General features: G+C 44.7%; 11 protein-coding genes and 1 pseudogene. All 12 read right to left on the reverse strand.

The genetic code is table 11. The features are described from left to right. Positions 1-73 precede the first annotated feature (73 nt). Positions 74-466 (reverse strand): hypothetical protein, encoded by a 393-nt coding sequence (locus ACO0K1_RS11230; protein WP_423025685.1) that lies wholly within the window; start codon positions 464-466, stop codon positions 74-76. A 209-nt stretch (positions 467-675) separates the two neighbouring features. Then, positions 676-1,689, reverse strand: coding sequence for a right-handed parallel beta-helix repeat-containing protein (locus ACO0K1_RS11235; RefSeq protein WP_423025687.1), 1,014 nt, complete (start codon positions 1,687-1,689; stop codon positions 676-678). Further along, positions 1,686-2,426, reverse strand: a complete 741-nt coding sequence (locus ACO0K1_RS11240; protein WP_423025689.1) for a DUF6765 family protein — start codon at positions 2,424-2,426, stop codon at positions 1,686-1,688. The genes ACO0K1_RS11235 and ACO0K1_RS11240 overlap by 4 nt, the downstream gene beginning before the upstream one ends. Before the next feature lie 2 nt (positions 2,427-2,428). Next, entirely contained in the window at positions 2,429-3,427 is a 999-nt protein-coding gene (locus tag ACO0K1_RS11245; protein ID WP_423025691.1) for a hypothetical protein, read from the reverse strand. Then, on the reverse strand, positions 3,424-4,314 hold the full coding sequence (locus tag ACO0K1_RS11250; protein ID WP_423025693.1) for a DUF6765 family protein: 891 nt from the start codon (positions 4,312-4,314) through the stop codon (positions 3,424-3,426). The genes ACO0K1_RS11245 and ACO0K1_RS11250 overlap by 4 nt, the downstream gene beginning before the upstream one ends. Positions 4,315-4,372: 58 nt before the next feature. Further along, a complete protein-coding gene (locus ACO0K1_RS11255) occupies positions 4,373-5,365 on the reverse strand; it encodes a right-handed parallel beta-helix repeat-containing protein (RefSeq protein WP_423025695.1) in 993 nt (330 codons plus the stop codon). Continuing rightward, positions 5,344-6,315, reverse strand: a complete 972-nt coding sequence (locus ACO0K1_RS11260) for a DUF6765 family protein (RefSeq protein ID WP_423025697.1) — start codon at positions 6,313-6,315, stop codon at positions 5,344-5,346. Before ACO0K1_RS11260 ends, ACO0K1_RS11255 begins: the two co-directional genes overlap by 22 nt. A gap of 112 nt (positions 6,316-6,427) precedes the next feature. Then, entirely contained in the window at positions 6,428-7,459 is a 1,032-nt protein-coding gene (locus ACO0K1_RS11265; protein WP_422991905.1) for a right-handed parallel beta-helix repeat-containing protein, read from the reverse strand. 8 nt (positions 7,460-7,467) lie between these two features. Continuing rightward, positions 7,468-12,366, reverse strand: a complete 4,899-nt coding sequence (locus ACO0K1_RS11270; protein WP_423025699.1) for a DUF6765 family protein — start codon at positions 12,364-12,366, stop codon at positions 7,468-7,470. 185 nt (positions 12,367-12,551) lie between these two features. Next, positions 12,552-13,271, reverse strand: a complete 720-nt coding sequence (locus ACO0K1_RS11275) for a hypothetical protein (protein ID WP_423025701.1) — start codon at positions 13,269-13,271, stop codon at positions 12,552-12,554. 239 nt (positions 13,272-13,510) lie between these two features. After that, complete coding sequence (locus ACO0K1_RS11280; protein WP_423025703.1) at positions 13,511-13,906, reverse strand: hypothetical protein; 396 nt, start codon at positions 13,904-13,906, stop codon at positions 13,511-13,513. 337 nt (positions 13,907-14,243) lie between these two features. Further along, positions 14,244-14,363 (reverse strand): annotated as a pseudogene (locus ACO0K1_RS11285) (IS30 family transposase); the annotation flags it as partial.

Raw genomic sequence — 14,363 nt, forward strand, 5'->3', positions numbered from 1 at the left:
TGATAAGCTCTTGTCAGATAGTTTGCTCACCAGATCCGCTTTGTCGTGATATCAGTGCCTGAGAAAAAATCATTTAAATCAATTGATCCCCGCGTTCCTCAGCACTACTTCTCTCGTCCTTGCGTAGCAAGGTCTGGGTATCTTCGATACTATTATTTTCAATTAAGACATTGTTTGAACTAAGCAGGTTGATTGCCGCTTCAGCACTATCTTTTGTGAAGTCTGACGATGGCACAATAATGCGTTTATTGCGAATGATTGCACCATCAGCAGCGTGCAATTTTAAAGCAGCCTGTAGTGTTGCTTTATCTTTGTCGCAGAGTTTGATGATGAAGGTATTGCCCAACATGATAGGACGACGGCCATACATGTAGACCGCTACTTTGCCGTCAACTTCAATTACGCTATTCTTCGTGCAAAACAGTTTCGTCACCCGGAGGATATTGGCTTTCCGAGCAGTATTCATGAAAGTAAATTTTTAGGCAGAAAGTTATATCCTCTGAGATTTATTAAAACAATGACTGCGATTTAATTGTGTAATTCATAGACATCATTTTAACTAACTTGGCTTCATGGATGGCGCCTCGATGGTCGTTGATTCTTGAGAGGAGAATCGAGAAGTTTTGCCATAGTCGCATCATCGATGCGACCGATGATTGAAATGCGCACACGTACTCAATGTACCCCAGGCTCACCAATCGCTAATGGCCGACGGAATATGGAGCGGAACTCATTATTTTTTTCTATGCTGCTGCTTTTTTCGTCCCAGTTTTTTACTAGCGTGTTGATGCCGTAAATACGGTTGTTTTCGATGACAACGTCTTTGCTGTCAATCAGCGAGATCGCCGCTTTGGGGGCTGCATCGCCCATGCTTTCTATAATGATGTCGTTGTTGCGAATGATTGTGCCGTCGGCCTGATGCAGTTTGATGGCTGCCGCACTTTCAACAGCAGCTTTGCCTTTGAAGATGATGATGTTGTTTTCGATCAGCTGGTTCGGGCCAAATAGATAGATGGCGGCATGACCATCGGTGATTTCTATGGTGCTGTTGCGGATGATGTTGGCAGCGCCGTCCATGCCGATGGCTTTGCATGACACACACTTGACGCCGTCACCAATCGTGTCGGCTTCTGTTCTAATGTGATCAATCAGGTTTTCTGTTTTTTGATAGGCAATCGCGGATGGCGGTAATTTTTTTAAAAATTTTTGAAACTCATTTTCTGCCATTCCTATCGTTTGTGGTGAATCATACATTGCCTTAAAGTCAGAAAGCAGACTAGCCATAGGTGCATTCAGTAAAATTGCCGAATCAGTTCGACTTTTGATTGATCCATGACGGATCGTTATATGGCTCAATCTACCTTTCTCGCCCCAAGCACGTATCCCTGGCATTCCCAAAACCTCCGCACTCATCACAAAACCATGCAAATCAAGTACCACATCCGATGTACGAATGTCTAACATCACACTGCCTGTTGCACTTCTTTCTCCTCCTTCACTGAAGACATACATCCGTGGCACCTTGAGATCATGTGTCAGACAATATTCTCCTGGCTGAGTGATGTCCGGTACAGTAACCGGTGTATATCCACGCATGACTTTTTCTAATGGACGGCAGTTATATTGTGCATTTGCCGTGTTCAAAAACAATATCATGCTTATGACGAAAACAGTATTATGAAGCTTCATTTCGGACACTCCGTTGTTGGTAAAATTGTTCCAGGATAATCATCCTGTTTCAGACGCTTTCCATCTTTATCGCATAGGTTTTTGTTACGGTTTGCTTCGGCCTCGGTTCTGTCATAACGGTCTTTGCCAAGATTTTTGGGATCGCTAATCGACAAATCGATGGCTCGTGTTGTTTGATCTTCATTGACGGCCTTATAATTCCAGTCAGCAAGAGCTTGATTAAGCTTATCAAACTTATCTTTAAAATCCGTTTTATCCTTCTCACGCTCCTGAATCGCATTAAACGCCTCAGCAACCTTTTGCACATCCTTCCAGTCCTGCGCTTTACCAGGGTCTCCATAGGCTTTGAGTTTCTCAAACACTTCGCTTTCCATTTCCAGGGTTCGCGCTGCATTATTGTTCCAGTTGTAGCACCCCGCCAATCCACAGCCCATCTGAACATTCCATGTATAGTCCGGGTTTGAGTCGTACAAACCATGTCCTATGCCAAACTGGGTTCCTAAGATCGGTGCTGTCCAGACGGCATCAAAGGGGATGTTGTCAGGATTGCGATGACTGAAGGTGTCTTCAAAGGCGTGTAAATATTCGCCAAAAAACTGTAATTGTCCGCAACCTGTTGGCGCATTTTTTGAGGCCGCTAATAAATTCTGCAATTGTGGGCTGTCCGGGTTGGCGATTGGGTGTTGCTGCTGATCGTAGCCGGTTTCGAGTTGTCCGGCGGGGGTGTAGCTATGCACGCTCAATGCACCCCTGGCTCACCGATCGTCAACGGTCTGCGAAACAGGGAACGGAATGCATTGTTCTTGTCGATGCTGTTACTTTTTTCGTCCCAATTTTTGACTAGCGTGTTGATGCCGTAAATACGGTTGTTTTCGATGACAACGTCTTTGCTGCCAATCAGCGAGATCGCCGCCTTGGGAGCCTCATCGCCCATGCTTTCTATAATGATGTCGTTGTTGCGAATGATTGTGCCGTCGGCCTGATGCAGTTTGATGGCTGCTGCACTTTCAACAGCAGCTTTGCCTTTGAAGATGATGATGTTGTTTTCAATTAACTGGTTCGGGCCAAATAGATAGATGGCGGCATGACCGTCCGTGATTTCTATGGTGCTGTTGCGGATGATGTTCGATGCGCCTTTCATGCCGATGGTGACGATCTTAGATTCTATTTTCATGCGCTCAATGAGATGCTCTGTTTTTTGATAGGCATCGGCGCTCTTTGGGAGAATTTCTAGAGTCTCACGTAAGTCACGTTTTTGACTTTCAAGTAGATCTTCTTTAGTTACACCACCGACCAAATAATAGAAATCAGTAAAGATGCTTCCATTAGGCCTGTTGAAGTCAATTCCTGATCGAGTCCGACTCTTGAGTGTGCCATTGCGAATCGTGATGTTTTGATTGCCTAGTGTTTTCTTCCAATAACTTGAACTGACGCCTCCCATACCTTTTGTATCAGCGTTTAGAGTAAATTCATGAAAATCAATAACGATATTTGACGCTCTAATAGTAAGCACGCCACTTCCATCATATGATCGCTCCCCTTCAGAAAAAGAAGATCTCCTTGGCGTAGTAATGGAGTGTGTTAGACAGTATTCTCCAGATTGTTTGATTTCTTTTGCAACTACCCACATAAACTCATCTGGATTTACAGTCTCTATTGAAATACAGGAAGCTTCGACGTGGCCATAACTTGATAATGTACTTACTATAACTATACAAAGAATGTTTAGTAATTTCATTTTGAACACTCGTCTTCTGGTAGGATTGTGCCGGGGAAGTTAGATTTCTTCAGACGATTCCCGTCTGTATCGCAGAGATTTTTATTGCGTTTTTCTTTGCCTGAACTTTCTTGATAGCGATCCTCTTCAAATAAATCAATTGCTCGTTTCGAACCATCAGGATTCGTTGCCTGATAGCCCAACTCTACAAGTTTTTGATTAAGCAAGTTGAACTTTTTCTGAAACATTACGGCACCCTCACTTTCTTCGCTCTCTTGAATCGCATTAAACTTAGTCACCACAGCTTGAATGTCATGCCAATTTTTTGCCGCAGCCGGATCACCATACTTAGCAAGTAGTGCATTAAACACTTGCTCTTCCATGGCTAAGGTACGTGCTGAACGCATGTTCCAGCCATTCGCGTCATCATAAGTGTAGTCGGGATTGCTTAAATCAAATCCATGGCCAATTCCCATATCGAATTTTTCTGCATCGTAGGGTTTGTTGTCTTTGTTACGATGACTAAAAGTGTCTTCAAAGGCATGCAAGTATTCACCAAAAAATTGCAATCGCCCGCAAGTTGTGGGGGCATTGAGAGAAGCGTTCAATAAATTGCTTAATTGAGGCGAAGGCGAAACGCCCGGTTGGCTCAAATCGCTATTATTGTAATAATCTATAGTTTTGCCGTTGACATCCGAGAGCACAAAATGATAATCGCGAAGTCGCTCTTGATTAACAAAAATGGATCCGACTTTGGTATACCACGTCGATGAGTCCAATGGCCGGGTAATAGGATTATCGTCAACATATTGGGCCGCCAATGCAATGGTTCTCGCATCTTCAAAACTAACACCCGCTGCCATCGCTAAGAAGAACGTCATGTAGTAATGAATATCGCTTTGATACAAACCCGTCGAATCAATCCGGTTGATTGGATCGCCTTGTGCGTCGAGTTATGTATCTTAGTTATTTCATCTGATTCCCACGTTCAGTCGCGTTACTCACTTCATCCTTACGAAGCAAGGTACTCGTATTTTCAACGATGTTATTTTCGATCAACACGTTGTTTGAACTTAGCAGATTGATTGCCGCTTCAGCTTTATTCTTAGTGAAGGCTGACGATTGCACGATAAAGCGGTTATTGCGAATAATGGCGCCATCGGCGTCTCGTAGTTTTAAAGCTGCAGGGAGTGTCGCTTTGTCTTTGTCACTGAGTTTGATGATGAATGTATTACCCTCGATAATAGGACGTGGGCCGTACAAATAAACTGCTACTTTGCCATCAACCTCAATCACGTTATTGCGAACAACGTTATCCGCACCAGACATAATAATGCCGCGACCGCCGGATTGAATGTGGAGGTTTTCTGCAGTGTAGCGGGTTGATTTATAGCTGGAAACACTAAGATCGTCGAAGTGCTTGTCTTCGAGATTTTGTTTGAGCAGGTACTCAAAATTTAATATTGATGCAAGCGTGATACCTACGCCAAATGTGCCAGGGGTGATCACAGTCCCATTGTGAATTCGCAGATTTATCGACGTATTTCCAGCCATATACATGGTTGTAATGCCTACGGCATCGTCAAATGGAGTGCTTGAAATTAGGTGATTACGCAGGTCTAAATCAGCATTGTTAATTCTGTAAAAAATTAGCACACCATTAGTCCCAGGATTACTTCGACGGGATGTTCTGTCAATTAGATCTCTTGCTTTTCTTTGTATAAAATCGTGTACCACACAATTTTCACCAGCGAAATCAACTGTCGCTCTGATTGGTATATAACCTCCACCATATTTTACTGGCTTACATCCTTCCGGTAAGGTAATTCTATCGCTAGGTGGATGCTGACTCTCCGCCCACGCCTCGTGGGAGTACGGTTGTTCAGGTATCGAGTTACATCCGTCGAGAAGAAATAGCAAAACGATGGCGCTTAGTTTTATAGCTTTACTTCTTTGCATACTGTGCTCCCTGGTAAACAAACGCCTGGATATTTATCTTCTTGATCTTTAAGGCTGCCAAGGAATTGGTCGCGATATTTCTTTGCATTATCTTCATTAAAGGCGTCCTTCGCAATTGATGTATCCGTAGCGACTAACTCAATTTTTTCCACTCTTGCCCCGTCAGCATTAGTCAAATTAAGCTTCTTTTCTCCAATCCAGTTATTTAGTGTCTCTTGCAACAGCTTTTTCTTATACGGAGAATCTTCCCCATGCTCACGAATCGCATTAAACGTTTTCAGAATGACGTCGATCTCATCGGGAGAAACTGCACTCGACGTACTGAAATCTTTTAATTTTCCCAAAATAGCTCTTTCAGCTGCGAGGCTTCTTTCTTCACGCACATTCCATACTTTTGCAATGACGATGGGATCGGTGCCAGTGTAATTAGGATCACCGTTATAGGTGTAATCTGGTTGTTCGCCTGATAATCCATGCCCAACACCTAGCCCCATCGTCAATGCATCAATTGGCCTGTTCATTCCATCTCGATGACTAAACGTATCTGCATAAGAGTGTAAAAATTCACCCAGGAATTGATATTTAGCGCACGGTTGGCTAGGGTTACCAATTGACACTGCGTTCGAGAGATTTTTTAATTGTGGGCTGAGATTACTATTCACAATCCCGACATCACTATTATCAAATTCCTTTATCGTATGCCCATTATCATCCGACAACGTAAAGTGATACCACTTCAATTGTTGTTGATTTTTGAGCGGTGACTCAAGAAGTTTTGCCATCGTCTCATCGTCTACCGGACGCGTAATCGGGTTATTGTCCACGTACTGCGAAGCCAAGGCTGTAATTTTTGCAGTGGTGTAATCCATGCCCGATGCCAAAGCAAGAAAGAAGACCATGTAGTAGTGCATATCTTCTTGATACAACCCCGTCGGATCAATCTTATTCAATGGATCGCCTTGCGCGTAGAGATATGCATCCGGGCCATCGCGGTAACCACTCTTCCAAGTCTGATCTAATGAACGCTAATTTTCCTCATTGATATCTACATGCGTCAGAAAATTATTTGATTACATTTCCACTCTCTATAAAATGACTCTCACCGTTTGATCTGACTAACTGTTTAAAATTTTCAACAATATTTTCAGATATGTTCACATCAGAAGAATCAAGCAGATTGATCGCCGCTGGTGCTTTTCCAAACCAAAATCCTTTATAAATAATTTTGTTATTGCGAACAACAGCGCCATCTGCATCTCTTAATTTAATCGCCGCATCGTATTCTTTGGCTTCACCTTGACCATGAATAATGATGGTATTGTTTTCAATAATGCTACCTGGACCATACATGTAAATCGCCGTGTGTCCGTCAACGTCGATCGTACTATTTCTGATGACGTTTCCAGCTCCACCCATGATGACGCCCCGCCAACCGGCTTTGATATTGACGCTTTCAACTAAATAATCACTACTCCTATAGTGCTCTTTATTTTTATCGTAATCTTCATAGAACGAAATATCTTCGCAATTTGTGGTTGATGGCCAGCATGGCTTACTTTTTTTCAGAGAATTTTTATTTTCATTTTTTGGTATCATCTTTGGATCGCTTTCTCCTCGTAAAGATATTCCATAATTTGGGTCACGATTGCCTGGTACATTTATATATCCGTTCTTGACTGAAACCTTTAATCCTCCAGACCAATTTTCAATACCAACCATATTTTCAGCTTCAGCCGAAAGAGTATATCCACGTAGATCAATTTGAAAAACTGTACTATCCGTTATTGGTGGATTAACAGTTGGCTTCATCCAAGTTTTTTCCGCTTTGTTCGCTGCATAATCGACGTATTGAGCTGGATACCGAATTTCTAATAACGAATTTCCCGCCAAGCTTTTAAAGCTTCCTGCATGAATATCAAATACTCGTTTTTGCAAAATGTCATAATCCAAGCAGTGCTTACCTGAGGTGTAGATAGACCCGGTATTGGTACGACTGTTTTCCAATTGTGTTATTGATTGGCATTCTTCAGCGTGCGAATTGAATGCACCAAATAAGCTTAAATAAATTAGTGACGAAATAATTTTTTTGAACATGAGACTTCTCAATTTGCACAAGTTGGCAAAATAGTACCCTCGTACATTTTTTGGTTTAAGGTACTACCATCTTTGTTACAAAGGTTTCGGTTTCGATTCTCAGCGCCTTTATTTTCATCATACCCAATAAAATTAGGTGAATCGGGCTTCGATAAATTTATGTCCTTTAGACTAGGATTTAGATCGCTCCAACCTTGCAAAATTGACTGCAATAAAGCTATTTTCTTACTTGTCGAAGGATTTTTCGGATCAAATCCATCCCCTTCGTTTTCTGGTATCGCATTAAAGTCTTTGAGGGTTTGTTCGATATCAACGATATTTTTCGTTTTACTTGAATCACCAAAACTTTTTAACTTCTCAAATACTTCCTTTTCCGCTTCCAGAGTTCTTTCTTCATTGTGATTCCAATTCAATCCTCCCGGAAACGGCAGCGGAACAAGATGGTTATAGGTGTAGTCTGGATTGCTTCCATATCCTCCATGACCTATACCTATATCCAATGCAAATGGGTGGTTGTTTGAATCCCTATGTGCAAAGGTATCTTCAAATGCATGTAAATATTCCCCCATAAATTGGAGCTTGGTGCATGCATTGTTGCTCAAGTTAGTTTCGCCATTGACCTTAGATACCACTGAGTAAAGGCGATCGAGTTGAGTATTTTGAGGATTGTTGAAATCGGCATTATCACTCGGCGTGCCATAATCATCGACGCCACCTTTGATCAAACCTGTTTTTGGATCAACGGTTGAAGGTACCATCGTAAAGTGATAAGACAAGAGGCGCGCTCTATGAGCGTCGTCTAAACCGCTTTTTAGATTCATTGGTTCAGTAAGAGGATTGTCGTCCACATATTGAGCTGCTAACGCCACAACACGAGTATCGCCAACGTCCATGCCCGCAGCAACGGCTAAGAAGAACGTCATATAGTAATGAATATCGCTCTGATACAACCCCGTCGGATCAATCTTATTTAGTGGATCGCCTTGCGCGTAGAGATATGCATCCGCGCCGTCGCGGTAGCCGATGGGGTCGGGGGTGAGGTAGCGGCCTGTGTCTGGGTTGTAGGTGCGGTGCCAGTTGTCGTGCAGGCCGGTTTCGGCGTCGTAGTATTGGCCGGGTAAGCGAATATTTAATGTGACTTGTTTGTGTTCACGTGATTGTTTTTTATTGGTACTTTCATTCTGATCAAACGTGACGCGTCCCCATTCGCTGATGTTGGCTTTCCAGACGATCTGTTGCTTGGCATCGGTTATGGCGATGGGGGCGGTACGGTGATCGGTGTGGATGAAGTAGGTGGCGTCTGCATCGAGTTTCGCTATTGGCGTGCTGGTCTGGCCTTCGTTGAAATACAGGTACTGGGTGTTGATTTTGCCGTCTGCATCGATCTCGGCGACGAGTTGGTGTTGCTGCCACAAGAAGTAAGTTGTTTTACCCTGCGCGGTTTTGCTGATGCGTTGTTGCAGGCTGTTGTAGCGATAGGTGGCGATGAGCTTGTTTTTTTGCTCGTAGACGTGCTCGATCTGGCCCGCTGGGGTGTAGGTGTAGCGGTAGCTGCCATCGTCGGTGGTGCGACCGAATTGGTCGTAGTGGCTGGCGCTGTTTGTAGCATTGTTTGTAGCATTGTTTGTTGCATTATTTGTTGCATTATTTGTGGTGTTGTCAGTTTCAGCTTTGCCATCCGTCTGCATTGGCATGTCAGGTTGCAGGCGACCAAAGCCTTGATAGTGATAGTCGGTTTTAATGAGCGCCGAGGAATTGTTGGTCGGCGCGGTCGTGATAGCGTTGATTCTGGTGCCGACGCCATAATCGTAGTAGAGAGTTTGTACGTGGCTGATGGCAAGGCTGGTGAGGCGCCCGGCAAGGTCAAAAGTCTTGTTTGTTTGTATTCCATTGCCAGCTATGTAGGCAGTGAGTCCATCAAACGGGTCAATCACGATATGTGACGCAATGTTCTGTGCTGGAAGAATATTTTGTGCAAACTGTGCTGCTGTTCGTCCGAAGAGATATTCAATCTGATCTTCGATCCATGCAATTGCCGGGCTTTGCAGTAAGAGTCTGTCGGGTGATGCGCCGTGTGCGGCGTTGGTGCGATGAGTGCGTAAAACACGTCCGTCGGCCAGTACTCGTGCTGTGACGAGCCCCGTATCATTGTCGTAATAGGTGGCGGTGGACAGCGGTGTTGCGATGCCTTGTAATGTGATCTGCTCACCACTTGGTCTGGCCAGCGCATCATAGCGATAGTCGGTGGTTTGATGTGGATCAATTGCGCGGATTAGCACTTGTCCTTGGTAGCTGAGATCGGTCTTGCTGTGTAATGTACCTTTAGCATCGAGATAGCGTTTCTGAAGTAAGCGGCCAGCATGATCCCATACGTAATGAACGCTGCTACTGTCGGCATTGGTCATGCTGATCAGGTGGTTCGCGGCATCGTAGGCTGCCGTTTTATTGCCGTGGTCGGGCAGTGCGCGCCAAATCGGGCGACCGAAATCATCGTAGAGTACATGCACTGATTGTTGGCTATCGTTACTCTGCTTACTAATCATACTATCGTCGATATGTGCACCAATTGCTGGCGATAGCGCTGCACTTAATGCGCCATCGGGGCTCTGTTGTGGGGTCAGTAGTTGATTGTTGCCATGAAGCTCGGTAGTAATGGTCTCGTATCCATCTGTATGTTGCAGAACTTGTCCACGGTTGTTATAACGCCAGTTGTCGATACGGCCATCAGGTAGCAAGCGTTGCTGGAGGCGGCCTGCGCTGTCATACCACATATAGGCAGCCCGGTAGGGTGATGTATCGGATTGGCCAGGACGAAATAAGGCCGTGCGTTCTGTTTTACCCTCCGTGTTGAGTGTCTGCAGAGAGCGATAGCCTTGCGCATCAGAGACACCGATGCGTCGCCCGACAGCATCGAAGTGAATATAACTAATCCGTCCTGCTGTATCGGTGATGCTGCTTGCCTGACCTAAGGCGTTGAAGCTGGCTTGCCAGGCTTTTGGTGTGAGAGCACTGGCGGCATCGATATTGCCTTTGTTTAGCAACCACGCGTGCTGGCGGATAGTCTCAGGTTCTAAGGCAGTAAAAGCGATCTGGCTGTATTGGGTCGTTGTTTGGAGTCGCCTGAATCCATCGGTGAGTACGCTATGCGTTACACGTCCGGCATCGCCATATTGCAGATCGACGACAATATTGCCGGGATCGATACGCTGCATAATTTTACTGCCCTTCGCATCCCAGACCAGCTTGACGATATCAGAATCCTCCGAATTGTTCTTAGGGCCATTGACTAAAGGGCCATCGATCTCTGTCAGCACGCTGTTGCCATTGATGTGCTGGTAGCGATAGGTTGTGCTACGGCTGATCATCTGAGTGCGCAGCGGTTCGTAGCCAGTTTCGGTAATCACCGTGGGTTGACCGGCGCTGTTGTAGCTGATGTGAATTTGTTGTTCTCTGCCAGCGACCACGCTGGGGTGGGCAATGAGGCTGGGTTGGTAGGAATCCGGCGTGTATTCAAAACGTTGCCGAAGTTGGCTATAGAGCAGTTTGCCATTTACTTTGCTACTGTAAGTTTCATGCGTGATGCGGATAACTCTGCCCAGCGGGTCGTACGCTGTACGGTCACCATCCATGACTTTACCTTCATCATTCAAATGAAGCACCGCTATACGGCGACCAAGGTCATCGTATTCATAACGGACATTGCTGAGGCCGCAGGCACCACAGCCGGGGCCGCGTAGTTCTAGTATCCGGTATTCACCGCTGATCGCGGCATAATGAAGGCGGCTGATCTGCCCCAGACTATTGGTGATGGCGATGATTTTGGAATCGCTACGGTCAATAGTCAGTTGTTCTACGCCGGTGCCAGTAATGATGGTTTGGGTTGTGCCACTATGTTGCCAGCGCGCGGGTTCACCCTTGACAGTGAGAATCGCGCGACCTTGCTCATCATATTGATAGGTACCCAGACGGCGATCGATTTGCTGACCGTCACTGCCGCTGCCGTGAATACTGACGCCTGTTAAAAACGATGGAAAGCGTACATCGTCATAATGGTATTGCCGATGAATCTGACTGCGGGTGGCGCCGCGATTGGCGTATTCATGCGGTTTCAGTTCGGGGTCATAGTGGGTAGGGTAATCAACTTTGATCAGATTGCCAACGCGCCATTCGGGCAGGGGTGAATTCCTATCGACCTTGATTTGTTCGCTGCCGTAGTGATAGACAAAACGACCGACCGGGCTATCGATGCTGATGACACCGTCATAGGCGTTATCATGACGTACGCTGGCTTGTTCGGGGTAGTTGAAGTGGAGGCTGCGACCTTGCGGGTCGGTGATGCTCATCAGACGACCTGAGGGTGAATACAATAAGCCTGTATGAGCGCCGCTTGGAGCATCAATCGCATCCGCCCAGCCAAAATGATTAAAGTGGATTTGATAGCCATTGGTTTTATGCCAAACATATTCTGTGCCGTAGCGAACCTGCTTAAAGGTAAAATATCCGAGCACCGGATCTCCAGATGTAAAGCGATCTGGATCGACAATGCCTTGCACAAAGTAACGTGTGATGCCATTGGGTTCTCGCAACGTTATCTGATGATTCTTCATGCTCAAGGCATATTCGTAGGAAAGCCGCCAACCGCGCCCGAACAAGCCATTGAACCCTAACTGCCCGGCGACTGCATTACTGCTGTTGTAGTAGCGCACGATTTCCAGACCGAGTTCACCCGGTAGCGCTGGCAAATCAGTTTCATGCTGAAACTTATTGCCTGTGATGAGATTAATTGGGTTACCTGCATCACTGCAATGGTCGCCAATTGGCGTCGCTTCGCAACATGTGGAGCTAGCATTGCAGGCACCAAACGACGATGAAGTATAAAAAAATGTACCCAGTAATACCAGCTTCAACGATGTATCATAAAGATTGAATACATTTGACTTCGCCGATGTGGTTCGAGATAACCGATTTCTTTGGAGCGCAGCAGCTCGTCTTAAGGCTTTCACGAGATCCCAAAGGAGGCGAAATATATTGGCATTTGATGTCATTTATTATTGAAACCGGTTGGCAGATTTTATTTTGAAATTTGAGATGTTTAATTGTTTGGAGTCACTGGTTGTAGCCAATGATGTGCCGCCCACCCCTGATGTCCATCGACTTGAATTGCTGCCCAACTTCCGCGAACTGTTTGTGGCAAACATTCAACGATTTGTCCTTCAGGTAATTTTTTTAAGAGCCGGGCATTAATATCGGGGTTAGCGCGTAAAGCTAAATCGTTGAGCATGACGCGATGCAATGCCAGTTGATGAGCATTGCCAGCTGTTGTTGAAATGCGTTGCGAGAAAATCGAACTATTGTGATCTGCAAATTCCTGCGATACCGGTGCAGAAGTGCCGCCTTGATGTTCTAATGGTGTTGTTGTGTTTAACGCTGCATGAGCGTTTAAGGGATAATCAAATAGTTCGATGCCCGAGGCAAGTACCCATCCTTTAATACTGCCAGATATGACATTTCGCCATAACAGGTCACCGCTAAATTGTGACTCTTCAGTGCCCACACGTAAGAGGGTGTAGCGAACTAGCTCGAAAATTTCCTGGCCGTGGGTATCTGGAATGTCGCGTAAAATTAAGCCGTCCACAGTAACTCGAAGCATGTAGTTTTGAACGGCAGATTGCTGCCATGTTTTCGTCGTTAATGGACGTCGTAAATGATCCGATGCTGATGTGTTTATGCTGAGTACGTGTTCTGGTGTAGCGTCAGTTTTATTTATCGTTGGTTTCAATGCCACAGTATCCTCAGTTTTTTTTGATTTCATTCCTGATGTTGCTCATGTCGTGCCACTAATGTTGTTATTGATTTTTAATAGTTCTTGCCTGATAGACTCCCTTAAAAGGTCGTTATTACATTTGTTCGCCGTTACTAAAGAGTAATTAGCGTATGCTCGGATCTGGTTGGTCGCGAGACCGATTAAAAAATCGAGATATCTGTATTCCAATTCCGAAAAAAGCTTTTCATAACGCCTCTCTAACCTGGTGGCAGTTTTCAAGTTGGACGTTAAAAGTGGATTGGTCTTAAGATTATTTCTGAAAAGAAATTAGATGATTTTTCTGTACCTGTAAAAATGAGTACAAGTTGTATGATGAGCAGGCAAAGAAGGATGCATTCAGTGAGTACCAGACCTTTTTGCTTTGCCTGTGTGGCTGAGCTTGAACATGCTGATGTATTTTGAGTTGTGGCTGGCAAGTGGTTGAAAGATGTCTGATTGCAAGACCCTAAATCACGTGACTCTTGATGTTTCGATCTCGGATGATATTGATCTGATTCTATCGACGAATAGGCAGAGTTGAGTGACCAGACAGCGAAGCATGCGGCGGAGATAAGCAACGCTTTTTCATCAAGAAAAATGTGTTGTAATTTTTTTGCTGCATACAAAAAAATATTAAGATTCATCGCTTTTCCCTTTTTTCAAGTCCGGTAATTATCTTTGCCCTGGTATTTTCACTAATCATGAAAAGACAGTCTTAAAAAGCTGGCAGTGTAAATAGCCGTGACGTCCGGCTGCATTAATGAGGTAGTCAAAAAGAAATCGTAGAACGATCAAACAAAAGCAGCACCATGGACGCTGTTGATGATCGCTTTGCCGACATTTAAATTTTTATCATTGCAACAATTGATTTGCGAGATAAATGTCCCGCGGCTTCTTTTTTGAATGTCTCAGTACTCAGGTCGATGAGTAATTTTCTTATTTTTAATTTTTAATTTTTGTTGCTTATGTTGTCTCGCGAGTTCAATTTTGAAGTGCAAGCGTATTTTTGAAGAATACCTGATTGGGTGTAAGGTATCCTAATCTTTTTCTTGGTCGATTATTCAGTCTATTCATGGCGTGATCAATCTCCTGTTGTGTAAT

The sequence above is a fragment of the Undibacterium sp. SXout20W genome, from assembly GCF_049340285.1.
Lineage (GTDB): Bacteria > Pseudomonadota > Gammaproteobacteria > Burkholderiales > Burkholderiaceae_D > Undibacterium.